Here is a 22,679-nt window from a genome sequence, read left to right on the forward strand (position 1 = left end):
CCACCTCCCGGATTGAGCCACGTAATGCCAGACCTTTCCCGCATGCTGGATGCGAACACATCGCTGACCCTGTCCTCCGTCGCGCGCGGGGCACAGCCGCTGGTACTGGCCGATCTGGCGCGAGCATCGAAAGGCCGCGCAGTGTTCATCGCAGCGGACGAAGCGGCGATGCGCGGCGTGGCGGAAACGGCGCATTTCTTTGCTCCCGAACTGGAAGTCATCGAATTTCCTGCGTGGGACTGCCTGCCCTACGATCGCGCCAGCCCCGCCCTGTCGGTCAGCGCGCGGAGACTTTCCGCGCTGCACAGCCTACAAAGCGGCAAGCGCGGTTCGCAATTGCTGGTAACCACGGTCAACGCGGTGCTGCAGCGGGTGCTGACACCGTTCCGCATTCGTGAGTCCGTCCGGATGTTCAAGCCCGGTACGGAGATCGGCCATGACAGCCTGACTCACCTGCTGATGCGGCAGGGCTATTCCCGCACCGATACCGTCATCGACGCGGGCGAATTCGCCGTTCGCGGCTCGATCTTCGATATCTTCCCGTCCGGTCTGGAACAGGGACTGCGGCTCGATTTCTTTGGCGACGAACTGGAAAGCCTGCGCCTGTTCGATCCCGGCACGCAGATGAGCACCGGGACGATCAAGGAACATTTGCTGCTGCCCGCCAGCGAGGCGCTGTTAGACGATGACACGATCAAGCGGTTCCGCGGCCGGTATCGCGAGATGTTCGGCGCGGCGGCGACGGGCGACCCGCTTTACCAGGCCGTCAGCGAAGGGCGGCGGCAGGCGGGGATGGAACATTGGCTGCCCCTCTTCGAGGAGAAGTTGGCGACCCTGTTCGACCATCTGTCGCAGGACGATCAGATCATCATCGATACCGCGGCGATCTCCGCCGGTGACGAACGCCTGTCTGACATTACCGAATACCATCAGTCGCGGCAGGCGGCGGCGGGCCAGAAGGCCGGCAGCTACCGCCCTATTGCCGAAGAAGCCCTGTATCTGACGCGGCCGGAATACGAGACGTTTCTCAAGCAGTGGCCGGTGCACAAAACCAGCATCTTTGCCGAACCGCCAAGCGAGACGGTGGTCGATTTCGGATTCACCTCGGCGCGGGATTTCACGCCAGAGCGGGCGCGCGGCGATAACATCTACAGCGCCGCCGCCCAGCACCTGCAGGCCTTGGGCAAAGGCGGCAAGCGCCCCCTTCTCGCCACCTATTCTACCGGCAGCCGCGCACGGATCGCCTCGATCCTGTCGGAAGCCGGGTGCGAAACTGCGCTCGCCGGCAGTTGGCAGGAAGCGCTCGGTCTGGCGGCAAAAGGCAAACCTGCGGTTATGGTACTGCCGCTGGAAAGCGGCTTCGCCAACGACCAGATGGAACTGCTGACCGAGCAGGATATCCTCGGTGACCGGCTGGTCCGCCGCAAGAAGAAACGCAAGGACGCCGACGCATTCCTGGCCGAGCTTTCCGCCCTCAACTCCGGTGACCTGGTGGTCCACAGCGACCACGGCATCGGCCGCTATCTCGGTCTGGAACCGATCGCGGCGGGCAAGAGCCTGCATGACTGCGTGATGCTGGAATACGCCGGGGGCGACAAGCTCTACATCCCGGTCGAAAACCTCGAGGTCCTGTCCCGCTACGGCTCCTCGGAAGACTTCGTCCAGCTTGACAAACTCGGCGGCGAGGCATGGCAGCGCCGCAGTTCGCGGATGAAGGAGCGGATCCGCGAAATTGCGGGCGAGCTGATGAGAACCGCCGCCGCCCGCGCCCTCCGCAAGGCGCCGGTGCTGAGCGCGGACGAGCAAACCTACAATCAGTTCGTCGACCGTTTCCCGTGGGAGGAAACCGACGATCAGGACCGCGCGATTTCCGATGTTCTGGGCGATCTCGAAAGCGGGAAGCCGATGGACCGGCTGGTGTGCGGCGATGTCGGCTTCGGCAAGACCGAAGTTGCCTTGCGCGCCGCCTTCGTGGCCGCAATGAACGGACAGCAGGTCGCGGTAGTTGCGCCGACGACGCTGCTCGCCCGCCAGCATTACACCAACTTCGCTGAACGCTTCGCCGGTTTCCCGCTGAAGGTCGGTCGCCTGTCCCGCCTCGTCCCCACCAAGGAAGCGACCGAGACCCGCAAGGGCCTTGAGGATGGCACCATGGACGTGGTCATCGGCACGCACGCGATCCTGTCGAAGTCGACGCAGTTCAAGGACCTCGGGCTGGTGATCGTGGACGAGGAGCAGCGCTTCGGCGTCACGCACAAGGAAAAGCTCAAGCAGCTCCGCGCCGACGTCCACGTGCTGACTCTGACAGCCACGCCAATCCCGCGCACGCTGCAGATGGCGATGGCAGGACTTCGCGAATTGTCGACGATCCAGACCCCGCCGGTAGACCGGTTGGCGGTGCGTACCTATGTGATGGAATGGGACGACATGGTGATGCGCGAAGCCCTGCTGCGCGAACATCACCGCGGCGGCCAGAGCTTCATCGTGGTGCCGCGCATCGCCGATATGGCGCAGGTCGAGGAATGGCTGCACGAACATGTGCCCGAAGTTAAGGCGATCAGCGCTCATGGCCAGATGTCTCCGACCGAGGTCGAAGAGAGGATGGGCGCGTTCTACGACCGCAAATACGAAGTTCTGCTGTCGACCACGATCGTGGAAAGCGGGCTAGACATCCCGACCGCCAACACCATCATCATCCACCGCGCCGACCGCTTCGGCCTCGCTCAATTGTACCAGCTACGGGGCCGTGTGGGACGTTCGAAGCTGCGCGCCTACGCTTACCTGACCCATCCGCGTGACCAGCAATTGTCCGAAGTCGCGGAAAAGCGCCTGAAAGTGCTGGGCGATCTCGACAGCCTGGGTGCCGGGTTCCAGCTCGCCAGCCACGATCTCGACATTCGCGGCGCGGGCAATTTGCTGGGTGACGAACAATCCGGCCATATCCGGGAAGTCGGCTTCGAATTGTACCAATCGATGCTGGAAGACGCGATCATGGCGGTAAAGGCCGGGGATACCGGGTTGGAACGCGACACCGCCAAGCTCAGCCCGCAGATTACCGTCGACGCGCCGATCATGATCCCGGAAGATTACGTGCCCGATCTGACCGTGCGGATGGCGCTGTATCGCCGACTAAACAACGCGGCCGACAAGGCCGAGATCGAGGCGATGGCGGCGGAAATGATCGACCGGTTCGGAGCGCTGCCGCAGCCGACCAGCAATCTTATCCGCCTGATCGAAATCAAGCACCAGGCGATCACCGCGAATATCTCCAAGATCGATGTCGGCGCGCGCGGGACGCTGGTGACGTTCCACAAGGACGATTTCCCAGACCCGATGGGCCTACTGTCCTATGTCGACCGACTGGGCGAGACCGCGAAGCTGCGGCCCGACATGAAGCTGGTGATCAACCGCGCATGGAGCGATCCAATTTCGCGCCTCAATGGCCTGTTTCAGCTGACCAAGGGTCTGAGCGGCATTGCTCGCAAGGCCGCGAAACGCTGAGCGTCAGGCCGACCGCCTTGCTAGTGCCGCGAACTCCGCCGCGGGCATCGGCAGGGAAGCTATGAAACCTTGATAGAATTCGCAGCCCTCGCCCGCGATCAGGTCGCGTTGAGCATCCGTCTCGATCCCTTCGGCAATAACCTGGAGCGACAACGCCTTGGCCATTGCGACGATTGCGCGGAACACTGCCATGTCCCGCGGGGCATCGGCAATCCCTTCGACCATCGCGCGGTCCAGCTTCAGGTAATCGAGCGGAAGTATCTGGAGATAGCGGAAATTGCAGAACCCTGCGCCGAAATCATCGAGCGCGATCCGCATTCCGCCCGCTCGTAATTTTCCGAGCATCGCAGCCGACCGTTCGAGATCGGCCAGCAAGACATGTTCGGTGATTTCCAGTGTCAGCCGATCAGCCGAGAACCCCGCCGAAGCGACCACTGCCTGCAATTCGGCGGCAAAACTCGCGGCGGCGAGATCAGCTGGCGTCACGTTGAGCGACAGGCGCATTCCCTTCGGCCAAAGCGCAGCATCCCGCAGCGCCCGCTCGGCTATATGGCGCGACAGAGGCGCAACGTGATCCGCCCGCTCGGCGATGGCGAACAGCGCGCTGGCGCCAATCCGGCCAAGCATTGGATGCTGCCAGCGGGCCAGCGCCTCTGCCCCGACCAGCAGGCCGCCGGCCGGTGCTGATTGCAACAGACGGTATTGCGGCTGATAAACGAGTTCGATCTCTTCCCGGTCGAGCGCGCCGAGCAAGTCGGCCTCAAGTTGCGCACCGGTTCGGCCCCGCGGCGCGGTGCTACCATCGGCCCAAAGGACCCGCTGGCCGTGGCTATGTTGCGCCCGGTCCAGCGCTTCCCCCGCCCGCTCGAAAATCACCTGCGGCCGTTCGCCCGGCATCGCGCGCATCAGCGCGACCCGCGGCCACAGGCGCAGGGTGCCGGCATCGCCCAGCCCGGCAATCGGCAGCGCCACGGCGTCGGCCAGCGCCTCGCCCAGCCATTGCCACCGTTCCCGGCTGCACGCCTCGCGCACCGCCAGCAGGAATTTCCCGCCGCCGATCCGCGCCGCAATCCAGTCGCCATCTTCCAATTCATCGTTCGCGAAGTGGCCGATCCGCTGCGCCACGGTAACCAGCGCGCCATCTCCCGCAGCCTCGCCGTAAGCCAGATTGACCGCATCGAACCGGCCGAGCGCGAGCAACAGGACATGGACCGGTGCTGCACAGCCCTCCTTCGCAGCCTGGTCGTGCCATTCGCTCAGCCGGACCTGTGCCGCTGCTGCGTCGGCCAGGCCGGTCAGCGGATCGCGCTGGCCAGCGTGGACCGGACTCGCGGACGAGGTATGCTTCTGTGGGTGCGAAATGGTCATGCTCCGGCCCTAACCGGAAACACCGGGCACGCCCGCGAATTGTGAGATGCGTTGCCAAATGGCACAGCGGACCATAGGAACGTCAACGGCAATCGCGCCGGATCGCCGGGGAGCGGACTTCTGATCGACAGACACAACTTCACGCGCCTCGCCCTGCTCGCATCGGACACCGAACGGGCAATCGAAGCAGAAGCGGAACTGCGCGGCCTGATCGATTGGGTCCCGATCGAGGATGCCGAGGCAGTGGTCGTCCTGGGCGGAGACGGCTTCATGCTGCAGACCCTGCATCACATGCTCGACAACGAGCGGGTTATCCCGGCCTACGGCCTGAACCTCGGCACTGTCGGCTTCCTGATGAACAAGCAGCGCAGCCGCGCCAATTTCCTCGCCCGCGTAAACCGCTCGCGGTCGATCGCCATTGCGCCGCTCCGGATGGAAGCGGTGACGCAGGACGGCGCGCATCACACGTTCTGCGCCATCAACGAGGTCTCGTTGCTGCGCGAAACCCGACAGACCGCGAAGATGGAAGTGACCGTCGACGACAAGGTGCGGATCAGGGAACTGGTCTGCGACGGTGTGCTGGTGGCGACGCCGGCCGGATCGACCGCCTACAATTTGTCCGCCAACGGGCCGATCCTGCCGCTGGATTCACAATTGCTTGCCCTGACACCGATCTCCGCATTCCGGCCGCGGCGCTGGCGTGGAGCGATCCTGCCCGACCGCAGCCGCATCACGTTTCGGGTGCTGGATTCGGTCAAACGACCCGTATCCGCCGTCGCCGACCAGAAAGAATTGCGCGACATCGCCGAGGTGTCGCTGGAAATCGCGCGCGAATCCCAGCTCACCCTACTGTTCGATCCCGGCCATTCGCTTGACGAAAGGATCGTCGCGGAACAGTTCATGGTGTGAATTCGGGCGAGACTTTTTCACCCGTCGCGCCCGCATCCACTTGCCAAACGAATCCGCCCTGCATATAGGCGCACTCCTGCCCGCAAGGGCGGCTGAGATCGTGTTCCCCGATAGCTCAGCGGTAGAGTAGGTGACTGTTAATCACTTGGTCGTTGGTTCGAATCCAACTCGGGGAGCCACTCTTTTCCTGATACGGAATATCCAAGGGCCGGTTCAGCAGCGCTGAACCGGCCCTTGATGTATTGCAGGCGACTGCGGCTTTACGCCGCGGCGCCGTGGCAATGCTTGTATTTGTTGCCGGATCCGCATGGGCACGGCGCGTTGCGGCTGACATCCTTCTCAGCATAGGGATTTGCCTTGTTCGAACCACCCGGACCCGCCGCGGCTCGCGGAGAGCCAGCGAAGGATCCGAACATGGCTTCGCGCCCGGCGGACCCGTCATTGTCGTCGGAATCGTCGAGCCCGCTCAGCGGATCGACATGCCCGGTCAGGAAGTCCGGCAGATCGGGCAAAGCCTCCTGCGGCGGAGGTGCCATGCGCAGCTGGCTCTTGAGGAGGATACTGGTGATATCGATCCGCAGCGAATCCAGCATGTGCTCGAACAAGCCGAACGCCTCCTGCTTGTATTCGTTGATCGGCTGTTTCTGCGCATAGGCGCGCAGGAACACCACCTGACGCAGCGCATCCAGCGTAGCGAGGTGTTCTTTCCAGTGATAGTCGAGCCGTTCCAGCAGGATGCTCTTCTCGACCCGGCGCCAGATGCCCGGCTCCGACGCCGCCATCTTCTGTTCCATGATCGCATCGACTTCGGTGCGAAGCCGCTCCTCGATCATCTCCGGCTCGACATGGTCTTCTTCGAGCCAGCTGTCGATCGGCGGAGAAATCCCCAGCACTTCGGCAGTCCGCTCCTTCAGGCCCGCGATATCCCACTGTTCGGGGTAGGAACCGGGAGGGCATGCGGTGCTGACAATCGAGTTGACCGTGTCGTGGCGCATATCGACCACCACCTCGTCAACCGTTTCGCTGTCCATGATTTCGGCGCGCTGTTCGTAGATCACCTTGCGCTGGTCGTTCATCACGTCATCGTATTCGACGACCTGCTTGCGAACGTCGTAATTGCGCGCCTCGACCTTCTTCTGCGCCGTCTCGATGGCCTTGCTGAGCCATTTCGAGCCGATTGCCTCGCCGTCTTCCAGGTTGGAATTCATCATCCGGCTGAACAGAGTGTCGGGCCCGAAAATACGCAGGAGATCGTCTTCGAGGCACAGGTAGAAGCGAGACAGGCCGGGGTCGCCCTGACGGCCCGAACGGCCGCGCAGCTGGTTGTCGATCCGGCGGCTTTCGTGACGCTCCGTGCCGAGCACGAACAGGCCGCCCGCTTCCAGCACCTTTTGGCGTTCAGCCTTCACTTCGGCCTTTATCTTGTCGAGCGCGGCGTCGCGTTCCGGCCCCTCGGGCATCCCGGCGAGTTCGTCATTCTCGCGAAACTCGACGTTACCGCCGAGCTGGATGTCGGTACCGCGGCCCGCCATGTTCGTGGCGATGGTAACCGCACCGAGACGCCCGGCCTGCGCCACGATATGCGCTTCGCTTTCGTGAAAGCGCGCGTTGAGGACGGAGTGCTTGACGCCTTCATCATCGAGGAATTTCGACAGCAGCTCCGACTTCTCGATCGAAACCGTGCCCACCAGGGTCGGCTGGCCGATTTCCGCCTTCTCTGCGATCGCCTTGGCAATCGCCCTGAACTTGTCTTCGGTGTTCTTGAAGAACTGGTCTTCCTCGTCGATCCGCAGGACCGGAACGTTGGTCGGGATGGTGACCACGTTCATCTTGTAGATTTCCCAGAACTCGCCTGCTTCGGTGGCGGCGGTGCCGGTCATGCCGGACAGCTTGGGATACATGCGGAAATAATTCTGGAAGGTGATCGAGGCCATCGTCTGGTTTTCCGGCTCGATCTTCATGCCTTCCTTGGCTTCGACGGCCTGGTGAAGGCCGTTGGACCAGCGGCGCCCGTCCATCATCCGGCCGGTAAATTCATCGATGATGACGACCTTGTCGTCCTTGATGATGTAATCGGTGTCGCGCTTGAACATGATGTTCGCTTTGAGCGCCTGGTCGAGGTGATGGACCACCTGGGTGTTCACCACATCGTACAGATTGTCGCTTTCGAGCAAGCCCGCCTCGGCCAGCATCTGTTCGACTTTCTCGGTCCCGTCTTCAGTCCACGAAATGTTCTTGGTCTTTTCGTCCGCGTCGTAGAAATCGGGGTCGATCTGCTTCACGATGGCGTCGATCTGAACATACAGCTCGGTCTTGTCTTCGGTCGGTCCGGAGATGATCAGCGGGGTTCGGGCCTCGTCGATCAGGATCGAATCCACTTCATCGACAATCGCGAAATTGAACGGCCGTTGGACCATCTGGCCGCGCTCGTGCTTCATGTTATCGCGCAGATAATCGAATCCGAATTCGTTGTTGGTGCCGTAGGTAATGTCGGCGGCGTAGGCCTCGCGCCGCTCGAACTCGCCGAGATTGGGCACGATCACACCGACGGTCAGGCCCAGCCAGGTGTACAGCTGACCCATCCAATCGGCGTCGCGGCGGGCGAGGTAATCGTTGACCGTGACGACGTGGACGCCCTTGCCCTCGATCGCGTTGAGATAGGTCGCCAGCGTCGCCACCAGCGTCTTGCCCTCACCCGTGCGCATTTCCGCGATCTCACCGCGGTGCAGCACGACGCCGCCGATCAGCTGGACATCGAAGTGCCGCATGCCGAGCACGCGGACAGATGCCTCCCGGACGGTGGCGAAGGCTTCCGGCATGATATCGGCGAGTGTCTTGCCGTCGGCCAGTTGCGCGCGGAACTTCTCGGTCTGCGCCTGCAACTCCTCGTCCGACAGCGCGGTGATCTGGTCTTCGAGCGCATTTACCTGGTCGACGATCTTGCCGATGGATTTGACGTAACGATCGTTCGAGGATCCGAATACGGATTTCGCGAGTGTCTTGAGCATGGGTATGGGTCCTGTCGGGCCTGATATGTCTGGATAAATTGGCCGCAAGCGCTTGTTTAAGCTGCGCGGCACACGGGAATCAGAGAGAAGTCCTGGTGGTGTTCGCCAGGCTCTATTCGCCGGTTCTATTCGTAGGCGCGGTCGGCACCGAAATGGATCGTGGGTATGAAGATCACGATCGGTTTGCGTGCCTTGCACACTTTGACCGGGCCACCCTTGGACGGACTGGTGGACGGTTGGACCACACAGTCGCATTGGGTTACCTTGCCCTGCTGGCAAGGTGCTCCGGTGCCGCTGACCTGTTCGCTCAGTGTATCGAACACCGCCGCGTTGGCAGGCGCACCCACAGCCGCGAGGCCGGTGATGAGCGCAAGGCAGGTGAGAAGACGGCGAAACATTACTGCTACACATAGTGAGCCCGGGTTAATTAGTCCACTCGCAAACAGATTTACGTCGCAGCGTTGCCGCAGTAGACGCACCGGAATGGACCTCAGCCGCTCTCCGCTCGCCCTGCCCTTTCCCGATATGCCCGCCATCGATGGCGTCACGTTGCGCGCTGCGCGGGCGCGGTACAAGGATTGGGACAGGGCCGACCTGACGTATGTCGAACTGGCGGAAGGAACCAGCGTGGCGGGCGTGTTCACTCGCAGCGCGTGCCCCTCTACCGAAGTGGAAATGGGCCGCGAACAGGTCAAGTCCGGCACAGCGCGGGCGCTAGTGGTCAATGCGGGCAACGCCAACGCCTTTACCGGACATCGCGGGCGCGAGGCCGTCGAACAGATCATGGCGCAGGTATCGGACCATCTCGGCTGCGATCCGAGCGAGGTTTTCGTTTCCTCCACCGGAGTGATCGGGGTGCCCCTGCCCAAGGACAAGGCGCAGGCCGGGATCGCCGCCGCGCTGCAGTCCGCACCGTGCAACTGGGAAGATGCCGCCAACACCATCGCCACGACCGATACCTTCGCAAAGGGGGCGACAGCGTCCGCGATGGTCGGCGGCAAGCGGGTCGAACTTGCCGCGATCATCAAGGGCAGCGGCATGATCGCGCCCGATATGGCGACCATGCTCGGCTATATATTCACCGATGCTGCAGTGGCCCCTGAATTCCTGCAGCAGCTGCTGAGTGCCAGCAATGTGCAGACTTTTTCCTGCATCACGGTGGATAGCGACACCTCCACCAGTGACACGGTGCTGGCATTCGCGACGGGCAAGGCTGGCAACGCAACGCTGACCAGTTTCGAAGATGCCGGCGCGGACGCATTTGCCGCCGCGCTCCACGATGTCTGCCGCCAACTTGCACACCTGGTCGTGCGGGACGGCGAAGGCGCCCGCAAGTTCATCGAAATCGAAGTAACCGGGGCAGTCTCCGATGCGAGCGCCCATACTGTCGGGATGTCGATCGCCAATTCGCCGTTGGTCAAAACGGCCATCGCGGGAGAAGACGCCAATTGGGGCCGGGTCGTGATGGCCGTCGGCAAGGCCGGGGAACCGGCCGACCGGGACAGACTGGCGATCCGCTTCGCCGACAAATGGGTCGCGCAGGCCGGTCTCGCGGTCGATTCCTACGACGAAGCCCCGATTGCCGCGCATCTGAAGGGACAGGAAATCTCCATCGGAGTCGATCTCGGCCTAGGTCAGGGCCGCGCCACGGTGTGGACCTGCGACCTGACCCACGGCTACATCGACATCAATGCGGATTACCGTTCGTGAGCGACATCACCGCCTTTCACGGGGAACTCCACACGCTGCTGCGAGAGGTGTCGCAGAAGGTCATCCTGCCGCATTACCAGAGCCTTACCTCAGATCAGGTGGAGGAAAAGTCCCCGGACGATCTGGTCACGGTCGCAGACCGCTTATCCGAAGAGATGCTCGCGGAAGGGCTAGCACGGATCATCCCGGGGTTGCCGATTGTCGGCGAGGAAGCGGCGTATGCCGATCCATCGGTGTTCGACCGACTTTCCAGGGATTGCTGGATTGTCGATCCGATCGACGGGACGAACAATTTCGCCCATGGCCGGCCGCCGTTCGGCGTCCTGATTGCAATGGCGTCGAACGGAGAAGCACATACCGGCTGGATTTATGACCCCTTGACCGACCGCCTCTGCACCGCCCACCGCGGAAAGGGTGCGTACATCAATGGCGAACGGCACATGACACAAGCCAGCGACGCCGCCATGCCGGTGGCCGCCATCTCAACGCAGTTCATGGATCTGGAAAAGCGTCAGGCGGTTAAGGACCACATAGCGCCGCATTACACCATGGTCGACATCCCGCGCTGCGCCGCGGAGCAATATCCTCGTCTCGCGCTTGGAGCCAACGACGTTTCAATTTTCGAACGGACGTTACCGTGGGATCATGCGGCGGGCGCGTTGTGGCTTAACGAAGCTGGCGGCAAGGTCGCCCGGATGGACGGTTCGCCCTACCGCGTAGACGAACATGGCCGCACCGGTCTTATCGGTGCAGCCACGCCGCAATTGTTCGATGAACTGGCAACCCGGCTGGACCGGATGCCGCCGAGCCCCGCTTAAAGTTCGCCTTCGAGCCAGCTCTTGAGTTGGCCCTTAGGTGCAGCGCCAAGTTTCTGGGCAACGGCCTTGCCGTCCTTGAACAGCACCATCAGCGGGATCGACTGAACCCCGATTTCACCCGGAATGCCGGTGTTTTCCATGATGTCCATCTTGGCGATCGTCACCTGGTCGGCCAATTCGTCGCTGATTTCTTCCAGTGCCGGTCCGATCATCTTGCACGGGCCGCACCACTCGGCCCAGAAATCGACCAGCACGGGCTTGCTGGATTCGAGGACGTCGGCCTTGAAACTGTCGTCGGTGACGTTGATTGTCGCCATGATGTATCTCCTTATCGATTATCTGTAACTTAGGTGCTCTGCCGTTTCACTCAAGCAGGGAAGCGGAAAAGCTTTCCTGCGCGGGGGCCAACCGGGGTTTGTATTGCGCGAGTAGGTCCGCCGGGATCGGCACAAGCAGCGGGGTCTGGGTATAAAGCACCGCGACGTTGACGGCCTTGCCCGGGTAGATCTCGGCCAACGCCGCAGCATAGGCGCCCAACTGCTGCAAGGTTGATCGCGGAACATCATCGATACCGGCAGGCGGGCGGCGGGCAGTCTTGAAATCGATGACGGTCACGCTTTCGTCAGTTACCAGCAATCGGTCGGCAGTCCCTGCGATGACCTGCCCCTCGACAATGGCGGCCAGCGGCACCTCCGCAAGAGCCGCAGGAGAGAAGATATCCGCAAATTCGGGCGTTGCCAGAACCGTGAGCGCGGACTGGAGCATCTCCTCCCGCACGGGATCGGCCAATTCGCGGGCTTGGCGCGCCAGCCATGCCCGCGCAGCTTGCTCGCGATTTTCGGCAGCAACATCGGGCAACCGTTCGAGCAGGCTGTGGATCAGCACCCCGCGCCGTGCCGCATCGCGGGCGATCTCCGGCGGCAACGGCGGGTCGGCATCCTGTTCACCGCCGGCAGACGATGGCGCGAGAGGGCGCGGTGGCCGCGGTTCCGGTCCGATCGGCGTCACCGCCCAGCCCAGCAATTCGGCGTGGGCAGCGGTGATGTCGGTCCGGTCCGTGGACACCGGGTCGGGCCGTTTGCCACATGTCTTGCGGGTACCCCACACCGGATCGGGTTCCGCGTCGCCTAGGCAAAGGGGCTCGAGCCGCGCGTACCAGCTATCCGGCGCCGGGACGTCTTCTCTTTTGCCCAGCGCTCCGCCGACAAACAGCGCTTCTTCCGCACGGGTCATCGCGACATAAAGCAGCCGCCAATGTTCTTCCCGTTCGTTCGACGCTGCCAATTGCTTGGCCGCTGCGATGGGCCCGACTTCCTCCGCACGGCGCAGCGGCGGGAGGGGGATGGCGCGATCACCCTCCTTTAGCGAAAGGCTGCGAACCAGTGACGTGTCGGGATTACCCGTGGCATCGGCCAAAATCACGAGCGGGGCCTGCAATCCTTTCGAACCGTGAACGGTCATTACTCGGACCAGCCCTTCGCTGGCACCCGCATCGCGTTTCAGCTCGCCCTCACCTGCGTCGAACCACTGGATGAATCCTTGCAGGCTGGCGGTATGCGCTGAGGCGTAATTGGCCGCGGCGTTGAGCAATTCGTCGATCGGATCGTTGGCGTCGCGGCCCAGACGCGCAATCAGCCGCCGCCGTCCCTGCCACGGACCGGTCAGCATCCAGTGCAGCAATGCCTGCGGCAATTCATAGTCCGCCAGCCGCAGCAGATCGCGCAGCCGCTCGCAAGTTTCGGCAACCAGAGGATCTTCGCTGCTGCGCAGATGGTCCCACAGCTTCGTACCTTTAGGCCGGTGACCATGTTCGAGAAGATTATCCTGGCTCCATCCGCCCAGTGGAGAAACGAGCCAATTGGCAAGGCTGAGATCGTCCAGCGGTTGGACCGCGAAGCGTAATCCCGCCATCAGGTCCTTGACCGCCAGCGGCGCCCCGAGCCGCAGCCGGTCCACCCCGGCAACCGGAACACCCGCCGCGTACAGCCGCGCCACGATCAGCCCCGCCAATTCCCGCCGCTTGCGTACCAGCACCATGATATCGCCCGGCCCCGCGTTTCGCGCCGGATTTTTCGGGTGACCTTTGACGAGCGGATATCCGTCTTTCAGCCAGAGGCGGATTTGCGCAGCAATCCGGTCAGCCATCCGGCGCTCGGGTTCCGAGACCCACGTCTCCGGCCCCTCCCCCGGATCGTCATCGCCCGCCGCATCGCCTTGCTGCGCATCGACCGGTTTCCACAACACCACCTCACCCGGCCGAGCGTCACCGCGGTGCGGCTCCGGCTGTTCCGACAGTCCGAACTGCTCATGACCGATGGCTTGGATCGCACGGTCGACGAAATCGAGCACCGGCTGCGCTGTCCGGTAAGAGCGACCGAGGCCGATGTTCAGCAATTCGCGAACGTTGGTGGGTTCGCGAAGTTCGGACGCATTGGCCCGCGCCTCCCCCATTAACCGCGCGAAGCGATCACGATTGCTCGAAAAATTCTTCGGGCTCGTGCCTTGGAAACCGAAGATCGCCTGCTTGTAATCGCCGACCACGAAAATGGTTCGCAGCTTGTTCTCCCGCTGGCCCATCCCCGTGAAGAAATCGCCCGTCAATGCGGTGATGATCGACCACTGCGCTTCGTTAGTGTCCTGCGCTTCGTCGATCAGGATGTGATCGAAACGCCGGTCCAGTTTATAGCGTATCCATTCCGAAAGGTCGGATTTTGACAGCAGCGCCGCCGCCTGACGGATCTGATCGTCGAAATCGATGAAACCCTCGCGGGCCTTCGCCTCTTCCCACCGAAGCGCGAAACGCCGCCCGACCAGCAGCGCCGGGGTCAGGAAATCGACGAGCTCAAGAAGGGTTTTATGTTCTCGGAATGCCAGAACGGACTGGCGAACGCCTTCCATATATTCTGAGTAATCGGCATCACGGTTCGCAATGACCTTTTTGTCCACCCCATCTTTGTTCAAGATTGTTCCGAAGAAGCCTTCGACGTTCTTCGCTCGCTCATGTGGATCGAGGGATAACCAAAGCCGGATAGCTTCCGCGCCTTCCTGCCCGGTTTTTGCTTTCCAAAGTTCGAGCGTTGCCAAACAGCGCCTGAGTCCACCGACATCGAAAACATTATCGCCGCACAGCGCCGCCAGACTGGCCGGACCTGTGTCGGCAGCCAGCCCCAGCATTCGCCGCACGTTGTCTTCCAACGGTTCCTGCCAGCTACCAGGCCCGAACCATGCCTCACGCGCATCGGCGCAGCGCATCAGCCATGCGCGAACGCCGTCGGGGCCGAGCCGGATGCTCAGCATTTCGAGCGCGCCGATCAGCGCATCTTCGCGGCATTCTTCCCAATCTACCAGCATCGCGGCCAGCACTTCATGCGCCAGCAGGTCGCGGTCGCGGTCTTCCATCGGGCGAGTGCCGGGGGTCAGCCCCGCTTCCGCCGGAAACGCGGCCAGCAACCACTGCGAAAAAGCATGGATCGTATCAATCCTGAGCCCCCCGCCGGGGCTGTCGAGCACACTGGCGAACAGGGTCCGTGCGCGCGACAGGGTCGCCTCGTCCACCCCTTCGCCGATCGCCTTGAGATCGCTGGCAAGCGCGGTGCTGTCCATCCGCACCCAGCTGGCGAGAACTTCGTTGACGCGGGTGGCCATTTCAGCCGCACCGGCCTTGGTGAAAGTCAGGCTCAGGATTTGCGCGGGATCGACGTCGGGCTTCAGCAGCAGTCGCAGCACCCTCGCGGACAGGACCTGGGTCTTGCCGGTGCCCGCGGACGCAGACAGCCACACACTGTCCGCCGGATCGACCGCCTGCGCCTGGTTGCCGCTGAGCGGATAGACCAGTGTCTTGCCGCTCATTCTTCCCGTCCCATCCATTCATCGAGCCGCATCAACTGGTCATATGTGTTGTAGCTCACCGCGTCCGGATTGAGCCTAGCGATGAACGGCTCGTCGCCCAATATCCAGCGGTCCAGCGCGTCGTGCAGCATATCCTCGGCCATCGGCAGGAAGTCGAGCGGGTCGATCTTGTTCCGCTTTCCGCCGTCCTTCACCGGACTTGCAACGTAGCCAAAACCTTCTTCGCCACTCGGCCTTCTGCTAAGCGACCAATATTCGAATTTCCGCGCCTCGCCCTCGATGCCCTCAAAGCCGCCTCGCTCCGCGATCAAGCCGATCGTCCCGAGTTGCAGCGCAAATCCTTTCGCGACCTGTGGGCCGCTCGGCGATTTGCCGGTCTTGTAATCGACTATCGCCAGCCCCCCGTCTTCAAGCGCGTCGATCCGGTCCGCCTTGCCCTTGATGGTGATGCCCTTGATTTCCATCCGGCCCGATTTTTCAAACAGCACGGGAGTCCGTCCGTCGAATGCGGCGATTGTCTGCTCGGCCCATTTAAGCGCCTCCAGCAGGCGGGGCCGCCACAACGCGCGCATCAACGGATGCGCGTTCATCTGCTGCAACACCTCCGCCGCGACTTCCTGCATCGGACGCCCACTCTTGTGCCATTGCTCAAGGATTTCGTGCGCCGCAGTTCCGCGCCAGGCGGCTGACGGATCGGCATCGAGTGGCTCCAGCTCCGACAGGCGCAGGATGCTCGCGGCGTAGAACTGATACGGGTCGGAGCGCAGCCGGTCGAGTGCGGTCACGCTGATCTGCACCCGCCGCTGCTCTGCCGAGGGCCGCGGCTGCGGGCGTTCGTAAAGCTTGGGCGGCTCGGCATAATCGAGCGCTGCGGCCAGGTCCTTGATGTGGGTCAGTTGGTGCCGGGGAAGCAGGTCGGTGCCGAGCAAAGCCTGCACCCGCAGCAGGAAGCGCGAAGGGATCGCCGGACCGGCGGTATCGCGCCGCGCCCTACTTAGCACGACTTCCGGTGCGCCGAGCGCTCCGGCGAGGTCATGCGCTGACAGGCCAATCCGGAAATCGGCGCCGGGTACGCCCAGCGCGCGCAGCACGGGCGCAGCCAGCAAGGGGTCGGGGGCGGGCGCGGCAGGCCAGCTGCCTTCGTTTAGCCCGGCACAAATCACCAGGTCCGCGCGGCTCATCCGCGATTCGAGCAGGCCGTAGATGGCAACCCGTGGATGCCCGCCATAGGGCGGACGGACCGCGACCAGTTCCATAGCGTCCTGCAGAACCGTGTGCAGTTCGCGCAGATCGATGACGGTGCCGACATCGCGGGCATGGAGCCTGAGCTCTTCGATGAGCGAGGCCAGCGCACGGCCATCTTCGCGCGACCAGATCGCATCGCCGCACAAACTTTCCGCAGCGGCGGACAGCGCGTCGAGCCGGTCCGCGAATGGCCGGTCGCCCCGGTCCGCCACCAGTGGCGCAAGGGTCACCTCGACGCCGTGCCACCACTCCTCGACCTTTGCCTTGGCCGCTATCGGCGCCAGCGGTGCAAGTCCCGGTGCCGGGCGCGGACCGCGCAGTTTAAGCTCCAGAGCGCGGACATTGGCCAGCCATTCGCGCCGTTCTTCCCCGAGATGCACCAGCGGATGCTGGAGCAGCGCCATCAACGGCACTGGCGGAACATTCTCCGACGCGGCCTCTGCCAGCAGCAGGAACAGGCGGCCCGCCGGCGTATCACTAAGCGGGCGGCCAGCGGAATCGTCCGCAGTGATGTTCCAGCGCCGCAAATGCTGGACGATACGCCGGGCTAGCCCGCGGTCCGGGGTGATGACATTGACGCGCTTCGCCGGCTCCTCGACCGCCTCACGCACCAGCAGCGCGATGGCCTGTGCTTCTTCTTCGGGACCCGCGGTTTCCATCAGGCGGACGCCGGACAAGCGGCGCTTGTCCGCTTCCAGGTCCGCCCAGCCCTTGCTGGCTTCGGGCGGCAGGAACAGCGAAGAAATCGCGTATGTCCGGTCAGGTGAAGCCGCAGTCAGCCCCTTGCGGTGCCATTGGCGAACTTCACCGCGCGCGATGCCCATCCGGTTGAGCAACAGCTTGAGATGATATTGCGGGTGGGTCACGGCGTCGCCGCGCGTGAACGGCGGATCGCCGGCCTGTTCCGGTGCGCCGGCGGTGCCAAGCTCGGCCCACACCGCATCGGCCATCGCCAGGTCGAGATCGGGCAGGATCACCGCGCCTTGTGGCAATTCCGACACCACCCGCAGCAGCCGCGCAAGCGCCGGCGCCGCACTGGTGACCCCGGCCGCGACGATCGGAGTGGCGGGCGGCTGCGCTTTCCAACGCTGGGCGGCAAAATCGAACAGGCGGTTGCGGCGCGCGGCAGCGTCCAGTTCCCCGGCCGCCGTCAGTTCCGCAAGCCAACGCAGCTGGACCCGGGCGAAGGTGCGCAGGCTGTCCTGCCAGTGGACTGCGAGATCGGGCCGCAAACCAAGGACGTTCTCGCCCAGAAGTTCTTCCGGACCGATATCCTCGACCAGCAGCCGGTCCATCGCGGAGGCAACATCGCGGGCCATGCGGAGCAGCGCGCTGCCCCGCGGTGCGTCCTTGCCGAGTTCCTCTCGCAGCAATTCAGCCAGCCGCAGCCAGCGGCGCGTCGGATCCACGCTGCGAGGAATATCGGCAGCGCCGAGCGGATCGAGCAAACTGCCAAGCGTCTCGTCGAGATCGAGGTCACCCACCACGGCCATGCGCGGCATCAGCATTCCGCCCAATCCAGCGGCACCGAAATGGCGGATGAACGCCTCGCTGACAGTGCGAACGGCACGGGTGCTGGGGAGCAGCAGTGTCAGCCGGACCAGGCCGACATCGTCCTGCGCATATCGCGGGACCAGTCCGGCGACCAGGGCATCCGCAAATCCGCGGTGCGCCGCGATGGAATAGACGTGAGGTGGTTGGTTCCGGGGGCCGTCAGCCACGTTTCAGGGCTTCTTCGGTCGGACGGATTGCCTGCGGCGTCCCGACTTCGAACCATTGGCCGGTGAAACTGGTGCCGAACAGGCGACCTTCCTCGATCGCGCGTTCCCACAGGATGTTAGTCGAAAACGGCCCTTCCGGCGGTTCCCTCAGCAACCGGTGCGAGACAATCTGGATGCCGGTATAAATGAAGGGCGCGATCCGGCCAGAACGGCGGCGCGTGAGACGCCCGACCGGGTCCATCTGGAAGTCGCCCTTGCCCCTGAAATTAAGCGCCCGCGCGTGGGGCACCATCAACAGCAGCGCATCCATCTCGTCCGGGTTCCAACGGTTCGACAGGTCGTGGAAGGCATCGCGCGGCCCGTCGAGCCAGATGTTGTCGGCGTTGAGGCAGAAAAACGGATCGGGCAGAAGGCCCTGCGCCTTCACCATTCCGCCGCCGGTTTCCAGCAGTTGGCCGCGTTCGTCGGAAATAGTGATTGCGGGACTCCGACGTTCCCCCAGATGCGCTTCAAGAGCGTCTGCCAGATAGTGGACATTGACCATCGCCCTGGTCACTCCGGCATCGGCCATCCGGTCCAGCGCGTGATCGATCAGCGGCTTCCCCGCGACACGGACGAGCGGCTTGGGCTGCGACGCAGTGAGCGGGCGCATGCGCTTGCCGAGCCCGGCGGCCATGACCATCGCAGTGTCCGAGACCAAACCGTTCGAATGGCCCGCGCTCATGCGATTTCCCCGCCGAAATTGTCGCGCACCGGTCGCGGGATATTGGCATCGAACCATGTGGACACGGGGGCGAGCGCAGGATGCCGCAGATCACGCTCAAGCGCTTCCCACACCCGCGGAATGTAGGAAAGGTAACGCGGTTTCCCGTCACGCCTCCATAGGCGTGCAAAGATGCCCACGATCTTGGCGTTCCGTTGGGCACCGAGCCGCGCGTAATCCGCCAGGAAATCCTCATCCGCGCCGGTCTGCGCCAGATAATGGTCCAGCATCCGCCGCTCCAGATCGGCAGAGACATCGCGCCGGGCGTCCTGGAGCAGAGACACCAGATCGTAGGCGGGATGGCCGACAAGCGCGTCCTGGAAATCGAGCAGGCCCTGCGCGCCATGCCCCGACGCGTCAGGGTCCAGCAGCATGATGTTCTCCGCATGATAATCGCGCAGCACCGTCACCTGACCTTCAGGCTTCGCCAGCAGGGGTGCGAGCGCCGCGTTCCAGGCCTGCAGAAAACTGTCACCGTCGGCGTCGATATGCATCGCCGGACAATACCATTCGGTCAGAAGTGCCGCCTCGCGCGAGTAGACTTCCATATCATACGGCGCGAACGGTCCGGCGGGCTTGGCGTGAAGCCGCGCCAAGGCATCGACCGCCTCGGTATAGGCGCCGGTTTCGCCCTGCGGGTTGGCATCGAGCCAGTCACGCATTCGGTCGTCGCCGAAATCCTCGATCAGAACCCAGCCCCGCGCTGCATCTTCGGCGAAAATTTTTGGCGCGCGCATGGCGTTTTCGTTGAGCCATTCCGCCACGTGAAGGAATGGCGCAGGATCTTCCTCTGGCGGCGGGGCAAACATCAGCATGGCGCGGCGGTCGTCGCCGACGATGCGGAAATAGCGGCGGAAGGACGCGTCGCCTGGAATCGGGTCGATCGCAGCGCCGCCCCAACCCGCATTTTCGAGGAAGGAATCGATACCGGCGGGTAGGAGTTCGCTCATGGCATCCGCCCTAGCCAATCGGTACCGCCGCGGGCAATCGCAATCCGGCCTTCCTCCGCAACTTCGAGCGAAATTGCGAGACATCCCGGCTCGGATTCGAAGCCGCCGGCGTTTTCCGGCCATTCCGCCAGCAAAGCGGCACCGGTGCGGTAATCGTCGAGGCCTATCTCGTCGATTTCCCCGGCCCGCTCCAGCCGGTAGAAATCGGCATGTACCAGCGGCAGGCGGACCGCAGGCGGGTCATAAGTTTCGATTATCGTGAATGTTGGCGAGGGCACTTCCGCGGAGTAACCGAGTGCCGAGATGATCGCCCGCGCCAGAGTGGTCTTGCCCGCGCCAACGCTTCCGGACAGGGCAACCACGTCCCCCGCCCGCAACTGCGCCGCGATCCGCACGCCGTATTCTTCCATTGCGGCAAGATCGGGCAACCGGATCGTCACGGGATCAGGATGGTGGCGCTGGTCCCCGCCCCCTTGCGCGAGATGATTTCGAGCGTCCCGCCGTGCGCTTCGATCAACTGCCGGGCGAGCGGAATGCCGAGCCCCTGGCGGCGTTCGAGACCGGTACCGTCGGCGCTTGCGCGGAGGCCATCGAGAGCGCGGGACAATTCATCCTTCGCCATCCCGGGGCCGTTGTCCGATACCACGATGCGCGTGATGCCCTTCGGTTTGCCGACATCGACCAGGATGCGGCCGCCTTTCGGCGTGGCAGCGATGGCGTTGTCGAGCAAATGGCCGATCGCCCTGCCAAGCTGCCGGGCATCCGCTTCCAGCTTGCCCCCGGCGCCTCCGCGTAGATCAAGGGTCAGGCCGGCATCGGTGATCGCTTGTTCGCGCTCGCGGACAATCTTGGTCACGAACGGGAGCAGTTCGATCCGTTCCTTCGCGATCGGGAGCAAGCCAGCCTCGCTCTGCGAAAGATCGAGGACGTTTTCGACTTGCTCTGTCAGCCGCTCGACGGAGTTCAGGATAGCGGCGACATATTCCTGGCCCTGTTCGGTCAGGGCGCCGGCAACGCCCGCCTCGAGCAATTCGGCAAACCCGCCGATGGTCGTCAGCGGCGTGCGGAATTCATACGACATATTGGCGAGGAAGCGGGTTTTCACCGCATCGGCTTCCTCCAGCGCTTCCGCCCGCTGGCGCAGCGCGTCTTCGGCTTTTTGCGAATCGGTAATATCGAGCGTGGTCAGGAGGCCGTTGCCGTCGGGCAGCGGAACACCGGCAAATTCCAGGGTCCGGCCGTCGGACATCAGGACCCGCCCGGCGGTCCGCTTGCGGTCGAGCGTGGCGGCGCGGATGACTTCGCCGATCGCCCTTGCCTGCTTTGGCCGGGCGAGGTTGGGCGCGATCGCCTCCAGCATCTTTTCCGCATTCGGATGCCCGTCGAGCATTTCCGGGTCGAGCGCCCAGACACCGGCAAAGCTGCGGTTCCACAATTGCAGAGTACCATTGGGCGCGACAACTGCCAGCGCTTCGAACAGACTGTCGAAAATTGCCGTTCGGGTGCGCAGCAGCGTGTCGCGAGTGGCCGAAAGGGCGAGTTGCTCCGTGCGGTCTTCGGCGATAAGCACCAGCCCGCCATCGGGCATTGGCTGGGCGACCATGCGCACATGGGTGCCGCCCGACAGGGGCCAGGCCTCCTCCTGCGCTTCGTCGCTGGTGAACCATTCGACATGTTCCTTGCGCCACGCAGGGAAATCACGAACCTCGGGTGTCCGGCCCTGCTCGCGCGCCTCGCTCAACAGGCGCTCAAAACTGGTGCCGACAACGACCGTACTGGGGGCAATTCCGAAAATCCTGCGGAACGGTTGGTTGGCGAAGGTGAGCTTGCGTTCCGCGTCGAACTGGGCGACACCGATGGAAAGCTGGTCGAGCATGGAGCGCTGGGCGTCGCGAAACGCGCGAAAACTGCGCGCCTGTTCTTCCATTTCCTCGATATCGACGGCGTATCCGGCCACCCCGTCATTGCCAAGCGGCAGGTCGCTAACCCGCAGGCTACGCCGCTGTCCGTCAATCGTGGTGGCGACGATCCGTTCGATCGACTGGTTCTGCTCAGCCGCCTGAGCCGCGATCTGGGCGGCGGTAAGTCCGTCGACGGGTTCGACCAGCTCGAGCTGCTTTTCGACCGTAACATCGGCGCTGGGCGCGCCGACCGCCTTGACGTAGGCCTTGTTGACCAGCCGCAACCGGCTGTCCGGACCACGGAACCACATCGGGATCGGAGCCGCTTCGATCAGGCCGACCAACGCGGAGAAATCGCCCTTCGCGCGCGCAGCGTCTTCACGGAGCTGGGCCAACTCGCCTTCGCTTTCGCTGAAGTCGAACACCCAGATGAGCGCTGCCCCACCCGGCGATATCTGGGGGTCGGCAAGGTAGCCGCGCAAGGCCAGGCTGCGGTGCGAACCGGCGGTGGTCAGCGAGAGCCGGAACGGGGCGGCTGTGCGCTGGGTGTGGCGCACCTTTTGGGTGAGATCAGCCAGTTGTTCCGGAGAAAGGCCGGCGAGTGAGCCATCCTTGCGTTCCCCCGACAGTTCGCTGAGATACTGGGGCAGCTTGTCGATGCCGAGCCAGCCCGCGAGACGTTCCGACCCCTCGATCCGGCCGTCAGCGCGGACCAGCAGCGGGATGGCCGGCGCTTCGTCGATCATCCGGGCCATCCGGCGTGCGGCTTTTCGGCTTTGTTCGGCCTGTTTCGATTTGGACCCTGCGGCAATCATCACCCATGCCGCGCCCGCAGTCCAGGCGGCGAGCAAGAGACCGATCAGGGCCAGCGCGGTGGCGGATAATTCCATGGGGTTTCAGCTATGCTGCGCAGGGCCATGATGCAATGGCCGCAAG

The 22,679-nt window shown here is 63.5% G+C and carries 14 protein-coding genes and 1 tRNA gene; 5 read left to right on the plus strand and 10 right to left on the minus strand.

The window, feature by feature from the left end:
- The first annotated feature begins 24 nt into the window (after positions 1-24).
- Positions 25-3,501: a transcription-repair coupling factor gene (gene mfd / locus GRI65_RS04950; RefSeq protein WP_160755376.1), complete on the plus strand. Its 3,477-nt coding sequence runs from the start codon at positions 25-27 to the stop codon at positions 3,499-3,501.
- 3 nt (positions 3,502-3,504) lie between these two features.
- Here mfd and GRI65_RS04955 read toward each other — a convergent pair whose 3' ends face one another.
- Positions 3,505-4,869: a GGDEF domain-containing phosphodiesterase gene (locus GRI65_RS04955; protein WP_160755377.1), complete on the minus strand. Its 1,365-nt coding sequence runs from the start codon at positions 4,867-4,869 to the stop codon at positions 3,505-3,507.
- A 120-nt stretch (positions 4,870-4,989) separates the two neighbouring features.
- Between GRI65_RS04955 and GRI65_RS04960 the strand changes: the two genes are divergently transcribed.
- Together GRI65_RS04960 and GRI65_RS04965 are read left to right on the plus strand one after the other, a co-directional pair.
- Positions 4,990-5,778: an NAD kinase gene (locus GRI65_RS04960; protein ID WP_160755614.1), complete on the plus strand. Its 789-nt coding sequence runs from the start codon at positions 4,990-4,992 to the stop codon at positions 5,776-5,778.
- Between the two features lie 104 nt (positions 5,779-5,882).
- Positions 5,883-5,957, plus strand: a tRNA-Asn gene (locus GRI65_RS04965).
- An 81-nt stretch (positions 5,958-6,038) separates the two neighbouring features.
- Here GRI65_RS04965 and secA read toward each other — a convergent pair.
- The gene (gene secA / locus GRI65_RS04970) at positions 6,039-8,786 is read right to left on the minus strand and encodes a preprotein translocase subunit SecA (protein ID WP_160755378.1); all 2,748 of its coding nucleotides are present in this window, start codon (positions 8,784-8,786) and stop codon (positions 6,039-6,041) included.
- A gap of 125 nt (positions 8,787-8,911) precedes the next feature.
- Positions 8,912-9,184 carry a hypothetical protein gene (locus GRI65_RS04975; protein WP_160755379.1) on the minus strand — a complete coding sequence of 91 codons (273 nt, stop codon included), beginning with the start codon at positions 9,182-9,184 and terminating at the stop codon, positions 8,912-8,914.
- An 85-nt stretch (positions 9,185-9,269) separates the two neighbouring features.
- Here GRI65_RS04975 and argJ point away from each other — a divergent pair, with 85 nt between their 5' ends.
- The gene (argJ, locus tag GRI65_RS04980; protein WP_160755380.1) at positions 9,270-10,496 is read left to right on the plus strand and encodes a bifunctional glutamate N-acetyltransferase/amino-acid acetyltransferase ArgJ; all 1,227 of its coding nucleotides are present in this window, start codon (positions 9,270-9,272) and stop codon (positions 10,494-10,496) included.
- 5 nt (positions 10,497-10,501) lie between these two features.
- A complete protein-coding gene (locus GRI65_RS04985) occupies positions 10,502-11,314 on the plus strand; it encodes an inositol monophosphatase family protein (RefSeq protein ID WP_160755615.1) in 813 nt (270 codons plus the stop codon).
- Here the strand turns inward: GRI65_RS04985 and trxA are convergent.
- From trxA to GRI65_RS05020, 7 genes are read right to left on the minus strand one after another with little or no spacing between them, the layout of a single operon-like run.
- Positions 11,311-11,631 carry a thioredoxin gene (trxA, locus tag GRI65_RS04990; protein WP_160755381.1) on the minus strand — a complete coding sequence of 107 codons (321 nt, stop codon included), beginning with the start codon at positions 11,629-11,631 and terminating at the stop codon, positions 11,311-11,313. The two genes, GRI65_RS04985 and trxA, sit on opposite strands and share 4 nt — an antisense overlap.
- Positions 11,632-11,677: 46 nt before the next feature.
- Positions 11,678-15,163 carry a double-strand break repair helicase AddA gene (addA, locus tag GRI65_RS04995; RefSeq protein ID WP_160755382.1) on the minus strand — a complete coding sequence of 1,162 codons (3,486 nt, stop codon included), beginning with the start codon at positions 15,161-15,163 and terminating at the stop codon, positions 11,678-11,680.
- Complete coding sequence (locus GRI65_RS05000; protein WP_160755383.1) at positions 15,160-18,129, minus strand: PD-(D/E)XK nuclease family protein; 2,970 nt, start codon at positions 18,127-18,129, stop codon at positions 15,160-15,162. The genes addA and GRI65_RS05000 overlap by 4 nt, the downstream gene beginning before the upstream one ends.
- Positions 18,122-18,853, minus strand: coding sequence for a nucleotidyltransferase family protein (locus GRI65_RS05005; RefSeq protein ID WP_160755384.1), 732 nt, complete (start codon positions 18,851-18,853; stop codon positions 18,122-18,124). Before GRI65_RS05005 ends, GRI65_RS05000 begins: the two co-directional genes overlap by 8 nt.
- Positions 18,850-19,842 (minus strand): aminoglycoside phosphotransferase family protein, encoded by a 993-nt coding sequence (locus GRI65_RS05010; protein ID WP_160755385.1) that lies wholly within the window; start codon positions 19,840-19,842, stop codon positions 18,850-18,852. Before GRI65_RS05010 ends, GRI65_RS05005 begins: the two co-directional genes overlap by 4 nt.
- A complete protein-coding gene (tsaE, locus tag GRI65_RS05015) occupies positions 19,839-20,282 on the minus strand; it encodes a tRNA (adenosine(37)-N6)-threonylcarbamoyltransferase complex ATPase subunit type 1 TsaE (RefSeq protein ID WP_160755386.1) in 444 nt (147 codons plus the stop codon). The genes GRI65_RS05010 and tsaE overlap by 4 nt, the downstream gene beginning before the upstream one ends.
- Positions 20,279-22,633 (minus strand): PAS domain-containing sensor histidine kinase, encoded by a 2,355-nt coding sequence (locus GRI65_RS05020; protein WP_160755387.1) that lies wholly within the window; start codon positions 22,631-22,633, stop codon positions 20,279-20,281. The genes tsaE and GRI65_RS05020 overlap by 4 nt, the downstream gene beginning before the upstream one ends.
- Positions 22,634-22,679 lie beyond the last annotated feature (46 nt).

The organism is Allopontixanthobacter sediminis, from assembly GCF_009828115.1.
In the GTDB taxonomy this organism is placed as follows: Bacteria; Pseudomonadota; Alphaproteobacteria; order Sphingomonadales; family Sphingomonadaceae; genus Allopontixanthobacter; species Allopontixanthobacter sediminis.

Coding starts and splice junctions, on each gene's coding strand:
- mfd (WP_160755376.1), top strand. CDS start 25: ATGCCAGACCTTTCCCGCATGCTGGATGCGAACACATCGCTGACCCTG.
- GRI65_RS04955 (WP_160755377.1), bottom strand. CDS start 4,869: ATGACCATTTCGCACCCACAGAAGCATACCTCGTCCGCGAGTCCGGTC.
- secA (WP_160755378.1), bottom strand. CDS start 8,786: ATGCTCAAGACACTCGCGAAATCCGTATTCGGATCCTCGAACGATCGT.
- GRI65_RS04975 (WP_160755379.1), bottom strand. CDS start 9,184: ATGTTTCGCCGTCTTCTCACCTGCCTTGCGCTCATCACCGGCCTCGCG.
- argJ (WP_160755380.1), top strand. CDS start 9,270: ATGGACCTCAGCCGCTCTCCGCTCGCCCTGCCCTTTCCCGATATGCCC.
- trxA (WP_160755381.1), bottom strand. CDS start 11,631: ATGGCGACAATCAACGTCACCGACGACAGTTTCAAGGCCGACGTCCTC.
- addA (WP_160755382.1), bottom strand. CDS start 15,163: ATGAGCGGCAAGACACTGGTCTATCCGCTCAGCGGCAACCAGGCGCAG.
- GRI65_RS05005 (WP_160755384.1), bottom strand. CDS start 18,853: ATGAGCGCGGGCCATTCGAACGGTTTGGTCTCGGACACTGCGATGGTC.
- GRI65_RS05010 (WP_160755385.1), bottom strand. CDS start 19,842: ATGAGCGAACTCCTACCCGCCGGTATCGATTCCTTCCTCGAAAATGCG.
- GRI65_RS05020 (WP_160755387.1), bottom strand. CDS start 22,633: ATGGAATTATCCGCCACCGCGCTGGCCCTGATCGGTCTCTTGCTCGCC.